Below are 16248 nucleotides of genomic sequence, written 5' to 3'. Positions count from 1 at the left end.
GCGATCAACCAGCTCAACCAGCTCGGCTACACCGTCACCCTCAACCCGAGGGAGCAGCCAGCCTGACCGACGACCCCGGACACCCGGCGACCCCACGGCCACCGGGCGTCCAATGCTGCCCACACCGACCCTGACCTGCTGCTATTTACGCGTCAGAGGCCCTGCCGCCCATCGGGGCGGCAGGGCCTCTGCCTTCCGGCACGGATTCAGCACACATGAGCTGTGCTCCGAGGGTGGGGAGCTGTACCGCGATGCCAGCTGAGGACGAGCTGGCCAAGCGCCGCTACGACAACCTGGTCGACCGCTTGGAGAACCTGATGAAGGCGTCTCTCAAGCCCGGCTACCAGGGCTATCACGGACAGCTGGTCCTGAGCAGCGGTGATCTTGAGGAGATGGGCGAACTGAAGGACGTCCGTCGTGCTGCACGCGAGGCAGGCCGTCGTCTCGGCTGGCAACCGAAGACCCACGTCGTCGACGCAAGACTCTTCGTGTATGACGACCGCGAGGTCCCCAAGGAGATCAGCGAGCTGGCCGCCAGGGACGCCGCTGACGCCATCGACGCAGCACTCCGCCGCCGCGAGTAGAAGCAAGTACGGTCGGCCATCGCCGCCCCACCTCTGCTGAAGAGCCCGCGCAGCATGCCGGAAATCTGTCGAGCCCGAACCTGCGGTGGCTCTACCCTTCCCGCATGGCCCACGGAAAGACCTCGTACGTTTGCCTGCCCTGCCGAGCCTCGTACAAGCAGCCCTATCCCGGCTCCGGCTACCACGACCGCGACCGGGTCTGTCCACGCTGCGCCGAACCACTGATCCACGTCGGCTCCGCCTTCGCGGCACCCAAGAGGCGGGACACCGCCGCCTGGCGCACCCTCTCCGTGCTGCTGCATGCCGGTGTGCGCTTCCACAAGAGCTGCTGCGGCGGCCCCGGCTACCGCCCACGCACCCTTAGCGAGGTGCGCGAGCGGATGGCCTATGCCCGGACAACCGGAGAACCGTTCGCTCAGGCGTTGGTCCGGCGAGACCTGCCCTAGCAGCCGGAAGCAGGGGGGCGTTCCACCACGCCTCCGAGGGAACCCCTGCGGTCATACACGGCCCGCATAGGCACACATCACGCCGCGGGATCCGCCAGGACAGCCACGGCCGCGGCAGCCTTACGGGCCTTCTTCTCCCCCTTCTCCAGCTTGGCCTTCGCTTTGGCCAACTGCTTGGCGCGGCGCCTGTGCATCTTCTTCGAGACCTCATCGAGACGGTCCGGAAAGAGGTGCCCATACGTGTCCAGGGTCAGCGTCGCGGACTTGTGGCCGAGCATCGTCTGCACGACGTTGACGTCTGCGCCGCTGGCGATGGCGAGTGAAGCCGCCGTATGCCGCAGCTTGTGCGGGGTGACGTTCAGGTGGCCCAGCCCGGCCTTCACGACCGCTGGCGCGAAGAACCGCTGACGGAAGTTGCGGGCCCGCAGCGGTCCGCCCTGCGGGGCGGTGAAGAGCAGTTCCTCGTCTCCCCGCCCCTGGACGTGGGATTTCAGCTCCTCGGCCAGGAACCGCGGGATCGGCACGGACCGACGCTCATGGTTCTTGGGGATGTCGAGGTAGAGCTTGCCGTTGTCCTCGGCGTACGCCTCGACGATGTGGGCCCGGCAGGCGTCGAGGTCGACGCGGCCCACCTTCAGTGCGGACGCCTCGCCCCAGCGCAGGCCGGTGTAGGCCAGCACCAGGATGAATACCTTGTAGACGCCTGACGCGTTGGCCAGCGCGTCGACCTGCATGTCGTCGAGGTAGACGTGGTCGGCTGGCATCGCCTTCGGCAAGGGCACGCCGACGGCCGGGTTGGCGGCCAGACGACGGAACTTGACCGCGTAGCCGAGAACGCGGCTGAGGACGACGTACGCCTTGCGGACCGACCGGGGGCTGAGCTTCCTGCCGTCGGTCGCCTCACCGGACAGCAGGGCCGCGAGCCACTCGGCGATGTCCTCGTAGTGGATGCGGTCCAACGGAGTGGTGCCCCACTTGGGGATCACGTGGACGTCGAGAACACCGCGGTAGCGCGCCCGGGTCGAACGCTTGAGATGAATCTGCGCGGCCAGCCAGGAATCCGCCACCTCCGCGAACTTCGCGCGCGCAGCAGCCGGGTCACGGTAGGACCCGTCGTTGAGGCGGGACTCCATCCTCGTCCGTTCCGCCTCAGCATCGACCTTGCGGGCGAAGGTCTTCATCTTCGGCTTGCCGTCAGGGCCGTACCAGCGCACGCGCTAGCGCCCCGGCGGCGTACGTGAGCTGTACCGAGATTTGTGGAGTCCCTGATGCCAGGGTTACCGTCCTGGCGAAGGAGAACCACCAGCACCATGGCAGCACCCCGTAAATACCCCGATGAGCTCCGCGAGCGCGCGATCCGCGAGGTCCGCGCCACCGGCCGGCCGATCGCCCACGTCGCGAAGGACCTGGGCATCCACAAGGAGGCCCTGCGCGGCTGGGTCCGCCAGGCCGAGGCCGACCGCGGTGAGCGCGACGACCGGCTGACCACCGCCGAGCAGGACGAGCTCAAACAACTCCGCAAGGAAGTAGCGGAGTTGAGGCGGGCGAACGACATCCTCAAAGCCGCCAGCGTGTTTTTTGCCCAGGAGATCGACCGTCCCCGGACGAGGCCGAGCAGGTGATAGACCACCTGCGTGACAGAGGTCTCGGGGTCGATCCCGTCTGCCGGGTGCTGGACCTGTCGCCGTCGACGTACTTCGCCCGCAAGAAGCGGCCGCAGCCGGCCCGCCGGCTCCGGGACGAGCAGCTGATGCCGCTGATCGAGCAGGTCCACGCGGAGTCGGGCGGCACCTATGGCGCCCGCCGGATCACCCGCGCCCTTCGGCGCAAGGGCCACGAGGTGGCCCGCTGCACCGTCGAGCGGCTGATGGCTGAGCTCGGCATCGAGGGCGTCATCCGTGGCCGGCGGCGCCGCACCACCATTCCGGAGCCGTCGGCACCCCGCCCGCCGAACCTGGTCGACCGCGACTTCACCGCCTCTCGGCCCGACCAGCTCTGGGTGGCGGACATGACCTATGTCCGCACCTGGTCCGGCTGGGCATACGCGGCATTCGTCCTGGACGTGTACTCACGTTTGATCGTCGGATGGCAGGTTGCGAACCACATGCGGACCGAACTCCCGCTGGAACGCCTCCACTCCGCACTCGACTACGTACCGCCCGCCGAGTACGAGCAAGCCTTCTGGCGGAGCCAGGAGCAAGTCGCGCAGTCCGCCTGAACCATCAAGATCGGACTCTACGAAACTCGGTACAGCTCAAGGCGTCGGCAGCCAGTCTCGTAGGCTCTGCCGTTCAAGGTGCCTATCAGGGCCCAGAAGTCAGCCCACGTCATCATCACGGATGCAGGTTGCCAGATCTTGGGCCCGGATGTCTCGGGCCGTCCGGACAGATCAGCACTGACAGCGCGTGCCCCTCGCGTGCCCCATCGAGCGGGGAACCACGGGGAACACCGGTTGATCACGGGGAGCAGACACGGGGAACGGCCCCCGACCGTGTTCCCTGGTCAGAGGCCGTTCCCAGCGCTTCTACCTGCGCGGTGGGTGTGGGATTTGAACCCACGGTGACTTGCGCCACGACGCTTTTCAAGACCGAGTGGTCCCGCCCGTGGCCAGCGGCGCTCAGCGATTCCGGCGCCCTGCGCCTGCCAGCCATGCGACCAGGAGAGCGCCCGGTACAGCAACAAGCGCGAAGATGATCAGCGCCTGGCCGAGGTCACCGCCTGGCGAGCTCAACTGGTCATGGATGAGCAAGCCAAGGAAGAAGGCGAAGACCGCGACCAACGCCCCGATCGTTGTCGATCTGCGGCTACTCATCCTTGACCTGACCCCCTTAGTAGCACTTCACGCCGCGTGCCTTGCCCGTGTAGCTGAACTTCATCTCGACGCCCTTCTTGCACTTGGCGATGCCTTCGGCTCCGAGGGTGGCTATATAAGTGTAGACGCCGGCCGCGACCGCAGCGCCGATTCCGCCGGTGATCGCGCCGATGATGCCCGCCGCGGTGGCAGCGCTACCGTAGTTGATAGCGGTGGCCTGGGACTTGCTCAGCTTCACGTAGACGTACCAACCGAGGGTGACGCCTCGTGCAACCCTCTTGGGGCCCTCGGCCTGGTCCTCGGCCGGGATCTCCCCTCGCACGACCGTGACGACGTCAGAGTCCTTGAATGCCTCAACGGCTTCCTCGTAGGTGTAGCCCTGAGACGCAAGGTCGAGGAAGGCGCCACCCCTGCTGTCGGTGGCAACGACCTTGGCGGGACGCTGCGCAGGCTGCTCGGCAGCAGAGGCGGTAGGGGCGATGGTTGCCAGAGTGGCGCCGGCAAGCAAAAGCGCGCACGCGGACTTGAACGTGCGGGACTTGGAACTGAACAAGGCTTCCCCCAACAGATCGCGCGACACCGTCGCGCTTGCGAAATTCCGAGCGCGGAGGTCAGCCCCGCTCGGACGGACCACGGTGATCACATAGAATTGATCAAGAGTCACGCGTGCAGCGCACTTGCAAAGAAGCGTGGGGCCAATGCAGTTCGTCCTGCACGTCCAGGTGGTTCGGTGCCGTCTGGTTGCGGTACAGCTGCTGTGTACCGCAACCCCAGTAACCGTCCCCCGCCCGATACCGTCCCTCCCGGGCCGCGAAGCGACCGGTATGGCCGCCGCTGACCGACTCGGCTAGAGCTACGGATCAGAAGGCTCCTGACATCCACGGCTGACATCAACGGAGCCGGACGGAGGCGCACACCAGCGTCTTCGTCCGGCCGCCGCACCAGTCGTCGACCGCAGCCGAAACGGGCTGGGATCGAACTCCTAAAGCACTCCTAAAGCGGTGTCGCAGGTTCGAATCCTGCCGGGGGCACAGAGAAAAGGGCCAGCTCAGGAGGGGTTCCCTCCCAAACTGGCCCTTCGTCATGTCCGGGGTCGTGCCACACGCGTGCCACTAGAGTCCACGCGGAGTCCACATCTCCCAGGGAGCGCCCGGACGATCAGTGACCGCACCCGTGCTTGGTGGCTGCTCAGTAATTGCGCGCCACCACAACGAAGAGGCACGCGACGACCGCGACCACACAGAGAACGGCGATGGTGATCAGCACACAGCCGAGCGCTCCTGTAGTCCAGGCGATCGCTGACCAGCCGGACCGTCTCGCTCGTTCGGCCCGCTGGACTGCTTCGTGGTAGTCACTGTCGTCGTACCAGCCGCGATCAGCCATGTTTCCCCCTCTGCTGGACCCTACAGTCCGGCCGTCTCGCCGTAGACCGGCGATGCCTGGCCCATAGGGAAGGCGGTGGCACGATCGCCCCCCTTCTCTTCTAGGTGGGAGCGTTTCCTCCACTGTTGCGGATCACGGCCCCAAGGCGGTCCGCGATGGCCCGGTCCGGTCGCTGGTCATGTGCTGGTAGATCAGCGCGGCCCGCGAGCTGCTGTGACCCATCCGCGTCATCGGCTCCCGCGTACTGGCGCCGGCCGTCGAGGCCAGCGTGTTGCCCGTGTGCCGCAGGTCGTGGAAGTGCAGTTCGGCCGTGACGCCCGCGGCCTTCCGGGCCTTGACCCAGTCGTCCCGGAAGTTGCTGCGCCGCAGTTGCCCGCCCTGCGGCCCGACGAAGACGTGCCCGTCGTGGCCGGGAGCGGCGAAGTGCTCCAGGTGGTGCGTGACCGCGTCGAGTAGTTCGGCCGGGAAGGAGACGGAGCGCACCCCGGCCGCGGACTTCGGAGCCTTGTCGAAGAGCCTGCCGTCCTGCATCTCCGCTTGAGCCCGCTGGGCCAGGGAGCACACGTCCGGCGGGGAACGCCTTCCACGACCGGGACCCGGGCGGCGGACCGGCCGTCCCAAGGGCCCGGAGCGAACCGGAAGCGGATCGGAAGCAGGTCGGTTCTGGGCACGGAAGCGGGGGCGCTGGTCGCATCGGAGGCGTCAACCGCCATTCCGCGCACCGCTGTCCATCGTCGCTCCGCGGCGGGCCCATCGCGTACACACGTACCGTACGGACCGCCATGGGCCATCCGGGGCGGGCGCGCCGCACTGCAGTGACCTGTGGAGAACCCCATGAACGACCCAGGGCTGACACCGTACGCCGGGCGTCCCGACCCACCGTCCACCCACCGCGCGCCGCCCTCCTATCGCGCCCCGGGGCTGATACCCCCGAGCGGCCCCGCCCGCACCTGGGGGCTCGTGGTCATCACCACGCCCCTGCTGCTCGCCATGATGGTGGTCCTCTTGGGCGGCGCGGCTGACGGCTCCACCTCCTCCGGGCCCTACGGGCCCTACGGGCCTTCCGGGTCATCGGGGTCATCGGGGTCCGGCCTCTTCGGTTCGGACACCTTCGGCACGGACAGCTCAAGCACAGCCGACCAACCGACCCACACGCCCTCGACGAGGGCACCCGCATGGCCTTACGACGACACCGCCGCACCGGACGTCTACGGCACCCCCGAGGCGACCGCGACCGACGACTTCGGAGACGGCGGCTACCCGCCGGACACCACCACCGGCACCCCGGCCGCGAGCCCGACCGGCGGACCGAGCGATGTCGTCACCGCCTACTTCGAGGCGATCAACGCCCGCGACTACCAGACCGCCTGGGCTCTCGGCGGCAAGAACCTCGACTCCAGCTACGACCGCTTCGTCTCGGGCTACGCCACCACCAAGCGGGACACCATCGGCATCGTGTCCGTGGAAGGCACCAGGGTGCGGCTGACCATCGAAGCCCTCCAGGCCGACGGCACGACGCACTCCTACGACGCCACCTACACCGTCCGTGACGGTGTCATCACCAGCGGCACGGCCACCCGGACCGACTGACACCCCACCGGGCGTGCCGGAGAGGTGCGCCCACATGAGCGGAGCGCGAACCACCATGGCCACAGAAGAACTTTCCCCTCATCCACCCGGCCCGCCGCCGCAGAAGCCGCCGGCACAACACCGCGAGTACGTGCAAACCAGAGCCACCCGGCTGCTGTCAGCGGGCACCTACCTCGATCCCGGGTACCGGGGCGCCGTCATCCGGGAACTGCTGGACAGTCGTTTCCGGGTCGTCGCGCCCTCCTTCGGCTACGACGCCGTGTCGGTGCTCGCGCACGCCCTCGCCGCGCGCCGGCTGCACCGCACCCAGTGGGCGGCCGCGGCCGGCACGGCGGCCGCGGTCCTGCTGCTGATGAGCAGCGGGGTGCTCAGCCGCCCCCTCGGCGTCGTCGTGCTGATCTGGGTGCCGTGGGCGGCGGCCTATCTGCGCCGTGTCGTCACCCTGCACATCCTGATGACCCGGCTGCGGGAGAGCGGGCCGGACGGCGGCTTCGGCGGCGCCTGCCCGTCGCACGACAAGCTGACCCCCGCGCTTGCCCACAAGATCGACCAAGAGCAGGCCAGCCGCAGCGGACTGGTCTTCTACGGCGGCTACCGGCCCTTCGTCGGCGCGGGCCTGCCCATACGCGACTGGTCCAACGCGCAGTTGCTGCTGGGCGCCCCGAAGACCCGGATCATGGCACGCAAGGGCGAGACCGGCTTGCCCCCCGACCTCGACACCATCGAGCGCAGGCAGGTCGTCCCGTTCACCGTGCGCGACATCACCAGCCAGGTCGCCGCCCGGATGGCCGCCGATCTCCGCGACGAGGCCCGCCCCGACGAGCGGATCGAAGGGCTGACCGTCGAGCAGCGCCGCTACACCACCGCGATCCGCACCAACGACCGTTCCACCGGTGCCGACTGGTCCGAACTGCCCGGCATGGACGACCTGCCCGGCGTCCACTGGCGCGAGGACTACGACGCGGCCCGCGAATACCTGTGCGTGCGCGTCGGGTCGTGGGACGAGGAACTGGTGACCTCGATCTTCGTCGGGTTCGACATCCGGGGCAACACGCTGCACACCGAGTTCTACACCTATGTGCTCGGCCCGCTCGTGAAGGACTTCCACCTCGTGGACCAGTTGCCCCGCGCCATCGACGGGCGTCTGGCGGTGCGGGTGGCGTGGGACATGTTCACGACCACGGTGCGCTGGTCCACCGTGGTGTGGCTCTGGCCGCTGTGGCTGATCCCGGAGCGGTTCCTGCCGACGTGGGCGGTCCCGTGGATCCGGCCCTGGCGGGCCAGGAGGGCCAGGAGGGCGATGGCCGCGGTGCTGCAGGCGGACCAGATGACGGACACCAGCGAGTTCGGGCTGGCCCGTTACGTCAACCCGTGGCTCAACTGCGGCGCGGTGGCCAGCGTCAGGGAACTGGCCACCAGCGAGCACTACCACCACTTCTTCCAGCACTCCGACGCGACCAAGTACATGGAGATCGTCGAGCGTCGTCTGCTCCAGAACATCCGCGAGTTCCTCGACGAGCACGACGTGGACCTCGCCGAGCACGACCGCGCGCAGACCAACATCCTGCTGGGCGACAACAGCCAGAACGTATTCGGCGGCCAGAACAGCAACTTCGGCTACAACTACCAGCCGCGGGACGGCCGTTCATCATGACGGACAGGGAAACGACCATGAGCCAGGGCCACACCTTCGGTGACAACAGCCAGAACGTATTCGGCGGCCGGAACAGCAACTTCGGCTACAACGTCTACAACACTCCGCAGCAGCAGCCGTCCGTCGAGCAGGAGGCGGAGCGCGCGACCCGGGCGCGCGCGGACTACGGCCGCAGCCGCAGCGTCTTCGTCGTGCACGGCCGTGACGAGGAGGTCCGCACGGCGATGTTCGGGCTGCTGCGCCGGCTCGACCTGCGCCCGCTGGAGTGGGAGCGGCTGGTTCGGGCCACCGGGGGGACCGCGCCGTTCCTCGGCGAGGTCATCGAGAAGGCGCTGTCGCAGGCGCAGGCTGCGCTCGTGCTGCTCACCCCGGACGACGTCGCCATGCTCCATCCTCACCTGCAGGGCTTCAACGAGCCCACCTACGAGAACCGGTTGACCGGCCAGCCCCGCCAGAACGTGCTGATCGAACTCGGCATGGCGCTGATGGCCTATCCGGAGCGGACGATCATCGTGCAGGTCGGCCAGGTGCGGCCCGCCGCGGATCTCGCGGGCCGCAACGTGGTCCACTTCGACGGCTCCGAGGCCGCCGTCTCGAAGATCGTCGAACGGCTCAAGGGCGCCGAGTGCGACCTCGACGACACCCGGCCGGACTGGCGCGACATCTCGTACTTCAGGAATCTCGCGGCATACCGCCGACTGGCCTGACGGACGGTGCGAGAGGGGCGGGGCGCCGAGTTCCGCCCCCTTCGTACGCCGTCAACGGATGTACCCACGCCGTCCGGTCCGTACGTACGCTACCGGTCCGGGTCCGACGCCAGGGCGTCGAGGAACGCGGCCAGCTCGCGCATGTCGATGCTCTCCAGTTCCTCAGGCCGTACCACCACGCGCAGTTCACGGCAGATCGCGCTCTCCCGGGAGCGGGCCACGAACGACATCAGGATCAGCCGGAGCAGGCTGTCCCGGTCGAGATAGCCGATCCGCGCCAGCCCGGAGCCGACCAACGGCATTGCCACCCGGTCCAGTTGGGCATGAGCGCGCAGCGCGTCCCACAGCCCGCCGAGGCCCCGCCACAGGTCCTCCACCCCGGAGACGGCCAGGTAGTCGTTGCCGATCCGGCTGTAGGCCACGCCGAACACCAGCCGCGGTCGAATGCCCAGTACCGCGACCGTGCCGATCGGATAGCGGTCGAGCTTGCCGAGCGGCTTGTCGGCCCGCTCCTCGCGCGCGACCGGCTCGACCGAGGCGAGCGCCGCGCTCAGCTCCGCTTCCAGACGGGCCGCGTCGCCGCCGTATCCGCGGTCCAGCAGTTGCGCCTGCAGGCTGTCGTCGTTGATGACTCGACCGCCGGCCGACAAGGTGTCGAAGGTGTCGCAGAAGCCGACGACGAGGTGGGTCGACTGGTCGAACAAGTCGCCCGCCTCGACGACCACCGTCATGTCGGGCCGCCGGAACACCTGCTGGACCCGGGCCGCCGGACGGGCCCGCATCAACCCCCAGCCCAGGCACGCCCCCACCGACAGCCCGACGGCGGCGACGGAACCGCTGTGCGGCACGAACGGGCCCAGGACCTGCAGCACGGCCGACAGCCCGCCGAACGCCACCATCGTGTCGCGTACGAAGACCTGCCGGGCGCGCCGCGCGCCACGCGGCAGACGCGGGAAGAGAAGGGAGCGGGGGCGAGCCGACCGCCGTCGCGGGCACGGCTCGGGGTGCGGCCGGGAGGAGTCGGGGGATCTTATCGGGTCTCTCGGGTCCAGACCGCCGGAATCACCCGAACTCACGGTTACCCCAGGGCCCGATGGTAATCTTCCGGTCACCAGTGCCTGACGCAGAGTGACGTGCAACCGTTGGGGGGCGACGGGGATGGCCGGTGCGGGAGCACGTGTCCAAGTGAGGATCCTGGGCCCGGTTCAGCTCGAAGTCGACGGGGTTCCGGTCCGGCTGACGCCGCTGACCGTAAGGCTGCTGGTCCGTCTGGTGGCGGCCGAGGGCGAGGCGGTGCCGGTGCGGCAACTGCGTCGCGACGTGTGGGGGCTCGCGGACGAGCCCCGCCATCTGGACCAGCGCAACCGCAACGAGGTCCAGAAACGTGTCCTGGAGCTGCGGCGGGCCTTGGCACCCGGCCAGGACGGCGCCGGAACGAACATCCTGCGCACCGAGCAGCAGGTCACCGTGCAGGGCCCGGAGACCGCCTACCGTCTGGTGCTGCGGCCCGAGGAACTGGACAGCGCGCGGTTCACCGCGATCGTCAGCGACGCCCTGCTCGCGCCGCCGGCGACCGCCGCACACCGGCTTGCCGAGGCGCTGTCCCTGGTGCGCGGCCGGCCGCTGGCCGAGGTGAGCGGCGAGGGGTTCGCCGTGCCCTTCGTACGCCGCCTGACCACCCTGCAGGAGTCGGCCCGGCGTGAACTGGTGCGTGCGCAGACAGACCTGGGGCGCCCGGAGCTCGCGCTGCCGGTCGCCGAGATGATCGCCTACGACCACCCCGACGACGCCGAGGCCGCACGGGTCCTCGACACACTCCGCGCACAGCTCCGCGCCCGGCACGGGGCGGAACTTCTTCGGCACCGGGTGCCGTTGCCGGGACAGCGGGCCGATGTGGTGCTGTTGCGCGGCGACTTGTTCGACCAAGAGGACTGCAACCTGGTGATCGGGTTCTCCGACACCTTCGACACCGAGACCGCCGAGGATCTCGTGATCAGCCGCGAGAGCGTGCAGAGCCAGCTCGTCGACCGGCTGTTCGGCGGGCGGCGCCGCCTGCTGGACGACAAGCTGCGGGCGGGTCTGCGCAAGATGAAGGCGGTGGGCACCGAGAGCGCACGGTCCAAGCCGCTGGGCCGGCGGGTACGCTACCCGGTGGGCACCACCGTGGTAGTGCCGGTCGACGGCCGCCGGGTGTTCGCCATCGCCTATTCGCAGCTCGGCAACGATCTGGTGGCCAGGTCCAGCGACCGTGATCTGCGGCTGAGTCTGGAGAATCTGTGGGCCTCGGTGGCGGTTCACGGGCTGTTCAAGCCGGTCGCCGTCCCGCTGATCGGTTCCGGGCTGGCCCGTGTCACGGATCTGGACCGGGGCCAGTTGGTCGCCCTGATCGTGGATTCGTTCATCGACGCCTGCCGCCGCTACCCCGCCCTGACCCCCGAGCTCCGGCTCGTCGTCCGGCCCCAGGAGCTGGCCCAGACCGACCTGGCCCCGGTGGAGCAGCGCTTCCAGGACCTCGTACTCGGCCCACGCGCGGCGGACTGACAGCGAAGGCGAGGCCGGGCGCGGGCTGGGACGTGTGCCCCGGACCGGCGGGCTGCTCCGCATCTCCCAGCTCCCCCTTCACGGATCCCCGCCGTCCGGGCCACGCGTCGCTGCGCCCGGCCTCATCGCCGTCCACGAGACCACCCCGGCCGCTTCCGCCGGTACCCGTCAACCGCTTCCGATCCGGTTCCGAGATGTTCCTGGCGGGGGTACGTGCCGCAGCCGCGGGTGCCGGCCCGACCGGGGTGCCACCCGTCGACAGGCCGTACGCAGCAGGGTGGACGCGGGCAACGGTCCGGACCACCGGGGCCGCCGCCTCCTGCGGATCCCGGGCCGGTCGAAGGAACTCGCAGCCGACCTGGCCGTCCCGTCCCCGCCGCCGCCCCGTACGCGGTACGCGGCAGGCTCCGGCGCGCTGCTGTAGTGGAACCGTGTCGAGAAGCCGTGCGCGCCGGTGTCCGGGACCAGGACGGTGTCGCCCGGTTCCGGCAGCGGCAGCGGCAGCGGCAGCGCACGGTGGCGTGCCGGCGGGTCGCCGGCGAAGCAGGGGTCCCGCGATGTCCTGCCGGACGAGGCTGCCGTGCTCCGCCCGGCCGCTCGGGTCGTGCGTGGTGATCCGCAGCGGCCAGGAGTCGGGCGGGAACACCGTGCGGGAACCGCTGCGGCGTGCCGGCCCCGGCCGGGTCGACGGGGGCCGCGGGGCTCAGCCGAGGCCGAAGTACGTCCTGATCCCGTTGAGCATGAGCTGGATACCGATCGTGGCGACGATCAGTCCGCCGAACCGCGTGACGATGGCGATGGTCTGTGCCGACATCCTCAACCTCTCGACCAGGAGCAGGTGCCCCACCGGGATCAGGGCCACGGTGATGGCGACGGCGATGAGCGCGGCGATCGTGCCCGACCAGCCCCGCCCCGTCGAGGCGATGCCGATGACCGTGGTGATGGCCCCGGGACCGGCCATGAAGGGGATGGCGTAGGGCACCACGATCGAGTCCTCGGCCGATCTCGGCGCCGGTTCCTCGTGCGCCGCGGCACCGCCCTGCGCCCGGGTCGGCTCGCCGCCGAAGAGCATCTCGAACCCCATCAGCAGGAGCACCAGACCACCGGCGAAACCGAACGCCGACAGATCGATGCCGACCGCATCGAGCACCGGCTTGCCGATCAGGGCCGCGCCGCCCAGGGTGATCGCGATGACCACCATGATGCGGCCGACGTACTCCCGCCGCCGCTCCGGTTCGTTGTCGGTGAGCACGCGGAAGAAGACGCCTCGGATGAACGGATCGACCAGCAGGACCATCGCGATGGTCGCCTGAATGGTCAGCTCAAGGGTGCTCATGCCGTCGTCTCCCGCTGTCCTGTGTCGGCCTCTCGCCGCCGGCGGCGGTCGGCTCCCTCCGGCCCGGCGACCGCGCGGGAGCCGTCCCGGGCGGCGGTAGGAGTCCCGTCCGTTCGCCCGTCTCGCCGAAGTGCCTCGCCGGCGGGACCCGGTCAGGACGGGGTCGTCAGGGCCCCTTCGGTCCCACGTCCCCGACCACTCCGATCCGGATGCCGAGCCACGGATAGGTGTGCCGGTAGAAGAAGTTGTCCTGGGGCTGGAGTCCGACCGCGGAGGGCCACATCTGGTAGGGCGCCGAGTTCGACACCCCGCCGTGCAGCCGTCGCCAGACGCGGCCGAAGTCCTGCCCGGTCGGGGGCGGGGTGATGGTGTCGGTCCATTCGACCGCGTTGCCGCCCTGGTCGAGGGTCCCCCACGGGGAGGTGGTGCGGGCCTGGCCGACCGTGCTGAGGCTGCCCTGGTAGAGATCGGCATAGGTCGTGGGGTCCAGGCCGAGCGGATTGACGGTGTCGCAGTCGGCCGGCGGCACCTGGGCCGGGCACCAGGTGGGGGCCGCGCCGCCGGAGGGGTGGTACGAAGCGAGCGGCTGGGTCGAGGAGTTGGTGACGTCGCCGGTGGTGGCGTTGAGGACGGTGGGGCTGGGGGCGGTCGCGTCGCCGTCGCCGAAGACGCCCGGGTTGGTGGGGTACTTCCAGTACGAGTGCGTACCACCGCCGTTCGGGTCGTAGTACGCGGCCTTGATCCACTCGTTCTGGCTCGGTACGACGAAGCCGGTGTCCTCGGTCCGGGTCGTGTCCGGGCGGTCCAGGTCGTACATCCCGCGCTCGGTCCGCGGTGAGAGCCGCACCTTGTAGGTGACGTACGTGAACGCCCCCTCGGTACGGGTGTCCTTGGCCAGGACGCGGCCGTTGACGAGGGAGTTGACGAGGCGGGCCGCGTCGAGGAAGTCCGCGAAGCCGTACGGCTTGTCCGCCCACTCCGGCCGGGCGACCGCGTAGTGGCGGCCCCTGCGGGCGTCCTCGATGAACTCGACCTGTCCGTACTTGGGCCAGGTCGCGCCGCTTTCGCTCTCCTCGTAGAGGTCGAAGGGATCGCGCCCGGCGGGGTCGGCGGTGTTCAGGAACGCCACCCACTGCGCGACGGTGATCTCGAGCATGCCGATCTCGTACGGGTAGTCGACCCCGCCGACCGTGAGACAGCCGCGCGCCGTCCCGGGAGCCGCGGAGCAGTCGGCGTAGACGGCATCGGTGAAGGGGACGACGCTCACCGGGGGATTGCCGGGCGCGCCGACCCTGGTGGTCGTCACGGTGATGACCTCACCCGCACGGTGACGGTCGTCCCCGTCTGCGGGCGTTCCCGCGGTGGCGGCGGGGGCCAGGGGCGCCGACAGCGCGCACGCCACTGCGACGGCCCTGAGGAGGCGGGGACGGGGGGATGCGAGACGCATGGGCGTACCTGTCCGGTCGTGGCGGGCCGCCCCGCGAGCCGGAAGCGGGCGGGGCGGCCCGTTGATCACAACAACAGCGGCCGCCACAGTAACCCCACCGGTCACTCAACGCGTTGAAGGCGGCACCGAACGCATCGAATGGCGCACAGGTGTCGTGTGTCCGGGCGTGATCGTGCTCCCTGCCCCGCGCCTCGTCGTCGTACCGGTACGACGAACGGACCGAGGGTGGTCGTACCGGTACGACGAACCGGCGGAAGGCGCTCGCAGCCGGACGACGAGGCCCCGGTGCTGCGTCGTGGCGATTGCCGGGCACCGGTACCGGTGAACCGATGCCCGGTTTCGGGTCCGCGCCCACGCGTACGGGCGGGCACGTACTCCAGAGCTCCCGCCGCCGGTCACCTCCGGCCGTTCGCACCGCTCGGGAGGTGGGTGGCCACGAGCGCGCCGAGGGCCACGAGCGCGTTCCCCGTCGCGGCCGTGAAGTCCGCGCCACCGGCGGGCCCCCGTCCCGCACTCGGCGCCGCCGCGCCCATCCTCCCCAGGGTGTCGGTCACAGGCCGGAGCGAGGAGCGGGAAGACCGCGCGAGGAGATGGAGCGGGCGGAGGTCTGGCGGGAGAAGGCGCCGGAGGAAGGCCGGGCCGGGAACGGGGGAGAGCAGTGCGCGGGCGAACGAGGGTGCGGTCGTGACGGCGCGGCGGCGCGACCGCTCTACGCCGACCCGCAGGTCAGCTTCATCTGGGCCGCCGCATGGTGCGCCCCGATTCGTTCGGCGCTGCCCCAGTCCCGCCCTCGGTCGAGGAGCTGAACCGCGAAGACCTTGTCGCCCTTGACCGGATAGCTCTTGACGGACACGAGCTCGCCGCGGTGGACGGTCTGGCGGACGCCGAAGCCGGTGTAGCCGGACCGTACGTCGTCCGGGTCGGCGAGGACGCGGTAGAAGGTGGGGTCACCGGCGGACTCCGAGGCGCGGTTCGTCCTGGGGACGAACACCTCGAGCGCGCACGACCGGTAGTCGTCGTCCAGCTTCCAGCTCCAGATCGCCGTGGCCCGGGTGTCCTTGGCCGTACTGCCCGACATGGGAACGGCCGTGAAGCTGCCGTCGCAGTCGGAATTGCTGCGGCCACCCCGGCCGACCGAGTACCAGGCGGCGTCGCCGTTCTCGAACCGGCCCACTTCCCGGTACGTGCCCGTCGTACACCCCGGGCCCGCCCACTCCTCGAACTGCCCGCCGCCGGGCAGCGCCGTCGGACCCACACGAGTCGGGATCGCGCGCCCCGGGAAGTCGGTCGCGGCGGCCCGTGCGCCGCCATCGCCGCCCCCGTCGCCGTCACCGTCGCCGTCGGTGAGGAGTGCCGCAGCCGCGACGAAACAGCCCAGAACGACGACGGTTCCGCCCGCCAGCAGAGCCCTGCGGAAACGGGAGAGCAGGGAGACGCGGCCCGCGATCGTCTCGCGGGCGACCCAAGACGGCCCTGGACGCCGCTCGTCCGGGACCACGTATCCGCAGTCGGGGCAACTCATACCGGGCAGAGGCGTGTGTCTTTCACTGCCGCACCGTTCGCAGGCCATACCAGCCCACTATGCAGGAACCTTGTACGTCACGGGCGGGAACCGTCGTGATCCGCGGTGCGGCTCACGATCCGCGTTCGGCCCGTGACCGGGGGTCGGCCCTGCTCCGCGGTCGGCGGTTCAGCGGGAGTGGGGCCGCGCCGTGCACCGGCTCATGGCCTGCGGTCCGCCGGACGGG

At 69.9% G+C, this 16248-nt stretch carries 16 protein-coding genes, 1 tRNA gene and 1 pseudogene; 9 read left to right on the top strand and 9 right to left on the bottom strand.

What is annotated here, in order from left to right; translation table 11 throughout:
- Positions 1–251: 251 nt before the first annotated feature.
- Both QMZ92_RS21640 and QMZ92_RS21635 read left to right on the top strand, forming a co-directional pair.
- Entirely contained in the window at positions 252–584 is a 333-nt protein-coding gene (locus QMZ92_RS21640; RefSeq protein ID WP_283299041.1) for a hypothetical protein, read from the top strand.
- A gap of 104 nt (positions 585–688) precedes the next feature.
- Positions 689–1030, top strand: coding sequence for a deoxyxylulose-5-phosphate synthase (locus QMZ92_RS21635; RefSeq protein ID WP_283299039.1), 342 nt, complete (start codon positions 689–691; stop codon positions 1028–1030).
- A 77-nt stretch (positions 1031–1107) separates the two neighbouring features.
- Here the strand turns inward: QMZ92_RS21635 and QMZ92_RS21630 are convergent, their stop codons facing one another.
- Positions 1108–2244 (bottom strand): tyrosine-type recombinase/integrase, encoded by a 1137-nt coding sequence (locus QMZ92_RS21630; protein ID WP_283299038.1) that lies wholly within the window; start codon positions 2242–2244, stop codon positions 1108–1110.
- 96 nt (positions 2245–2340) lie between these two features.
- On the opposite strand from QMZ92_RS21630, the gene QMZ92_RS21625 reads away from it, so the two are divergent.
- Together QMZ92_RS21625 and QMZ92_RS21620 are read left to right on the top strand one after the other, a co-directional pair.
- The gene (locus QMZ92_RS21625) at positions 2341–2652 is read left to right on the top strand and encodes a transposase (RefSeq protein WP_283299037.1); all 312 of its coding nucleotides are present in this window, start codon (positions 2341–2343) and stop codon (positions 2650–2652) included.
- Positions 2649–3248 carry an IS3 family transposase gene (locus QMZ92_RS21620; protein ID WP_283299036.1) on the top strand — a complete coding sequence of 200 codons (600 nt, stop codon included), beginning with the start codon at positions 2649–2651 and terminating at the stop codon, positions 3246–3248. The genes QMZ92_RS21625 and QMZ92_RS21620 overlap by 4 nt, the downstream gene beginning before the upstream one ends.
- A 610-nt stretch (positions 3249–3858) precedes the next feature.
- Here the strand turns inward: QMZ92_RS21620 and QMZ92_RS21615 are convergent.
- On the bottom strand, positions 3859–4506 hold the full coding sequence (locus QMZ92_RS21615) for a hypothetical protein (protein WP_283299035.1): 648 nt from the start codon (positions 4504–4506) through the stop codon (positions 3859–3861).
- A 287-nt stretch (positions 4507–4793) separates the two neighbouring features.
- On the opposite strand from QMZ92_RS21615, the gene QMZ92_RS21610 reads away from it, so the two are divergent.
- Positions 4794–4870, top strand: a tRNA-Ser gene (locus tag QMZ92_RS21610).
- Between the two features lie 160 nt (positions 4871–5030).
- On the opposite strand, the gene QMZ92_RS21605 is transcribed toward QMZ92_RS21610, so the two are convergent.
- Entirely contained in the window at positions 5031–5225 is a 195-nt protein-coding gene (locus tag QMZ92_RS21605; protein ID WP_283299034.1) for a hypothetical protein, read from the bottom strand.
- Positions 5226–5325: 100 nt separating this feature from the next.
- Positions 5326–5774: pseudogene (locus QMZ92_RS21600) on the bottom strand (tyrosine-type recombinase/integrase); the annotation flags it as partial.
- A 285-nt stretch (positions 5775–6059) separates the two neighbouring features.
- Between QMZ92_RS21600 and QMZ92_RS21595 the strand changes: the two are divergent.
- The 3 genes from QMZ92_RS21595 (at position 6060) to QMZ92_RS21585 (ending at position 9176) form a co-directional block, all read left to right on the top strand.
- The gene (locus QMZ92_RS21595) at positions 6060–6815 is read left to right on the top strand and encodes a hypothetical protein (protein ID WP_283299032.1); all 756 of its coding nucleotides are present in this window, start codon (positions 6060–6062) and stop codon (positions 6813–6815) included.
- Positions 6816–6945: 130 nt separating this feature from the next.
- Positions 6946–8469 (top strand): AbeC-like domain-containing protein, encoded by a 1524-nt coding sequence (locus QMZ92_RS21590; protein WP_283299031.1) that lies wholly within the window; start codon positions 6946–6948, stop codon positions 8467–8469.
- A 17-nt stretch (positions 8470–8486) separates the two neighbouring features.
- On the top strand, positions 8487–9176 hold the full coding sequence (locus QMZ92_RS21585; RefSeq protein ID WP_283299030.1) for a TIR domain-containing protein: 690 nt from the start codon (positions 8487–8489) through the stop codon (positions 9174–9176).
- An 89-nt stretch (positions 9177–9265) separates the two neighbouring features.
- Here QMZ92_RS21585 and QMZ92_RS21580 read toward each other — a convergent pair whose 3' ends face one another.
- Positions 9266–10075 (bottom strand): macro domain-containing protein, encoded by an 810-nt coding sequence (locus QMZ92_RS21580; protein ID WP_283299029.1) that lies wholly within the window; start codon positions 10073–10075, stop codon positions 9266–9268.
- Between the two features lie 286 nt (positions 10076–10361).
- On the opposite strand from QMZ92_RS21580, the gene QMZ92_RS21575 reads away from it, so the two are divergent.
- Entirely contained in the window at positions 10362–11717 is a 1356-nt protein-coding gene (locus QMZ92_RS21575; RefSeq protein WP_283299028.1) for an AfsR/SARP family transcriptional regulator, read from the top strand.
- A 703-nt stretch (positions 11718–12420) separates the two neighbouring features.
- Here QMZ92_RS21575 and QMZ92_RS21570 read toward each other — a convergent pair.
- From QMZ92_RS21570 to QMZ92_RS21555, 4 genes are all read right to left on the bottom strand, one after another.
- On the bottom strand, positions 12421–13053 hold the full coding sequence (locus QMZ92_RS21570; RefSeq protein WP_283299027.1) for a MarC family protein: 633 nt from the start codon (positions 13051–13053) through the stop codon (positions 12421–12423).
- A gap of 166 nt (positions 13054–13219) precedes the next feature.
- The gene (locus QMZ92_RS21565; protein WP_283299026.1) at positions 13220–14500 is read right to left on the bottom strand and encodes an SUMF1/EgtB/PvdO family nonheme iron enzyme; all 1281 of its coding nucleotides are present in this window, start codon (positions 14498–14500) and stop codon (positions 13220–13222) included.
- 395 nt (positions 14501–14895) lie between these two features.
- Positions 14896–15054, bottom strand: coding sequence for a hypothetical protein (locus tag QMZ92_RS21560; protein ID WP_283299025.1), 159 nt, complete (start codon positions 15052–15054; stop codon positions 14896–14898).
- A 155-nt stretch (positions 15055–15209) separates the two neighbouring features.
- Positions 15210–16022 (bottom strand): adhesin, encoded by an 813-nt coding sequence (locus QMZ92_RS21555; RefSeq protein ID WP_283299024.1) that lies wholly within the window; start codon positions 16020–16022, stop codon positions 15210–15212.
- Between the last annotated feature and the right edge of the window lie 226 nt (positions 16023–16248).

The sequence above is a fragment of the Streptomyces sp. HNM0645 genome (assembly GCF_030056615.1).
GTDB lineage: Bacteria > Actinomycetota > Actinomycetes > Streptomycetales > Streptomycetaceae > Streptomyces > Streptomyces marianii.
Note: the sequence above shows the minus strand (reverse complement) of the source record. Positions and strands in the feature narration are given on the sequence as shown.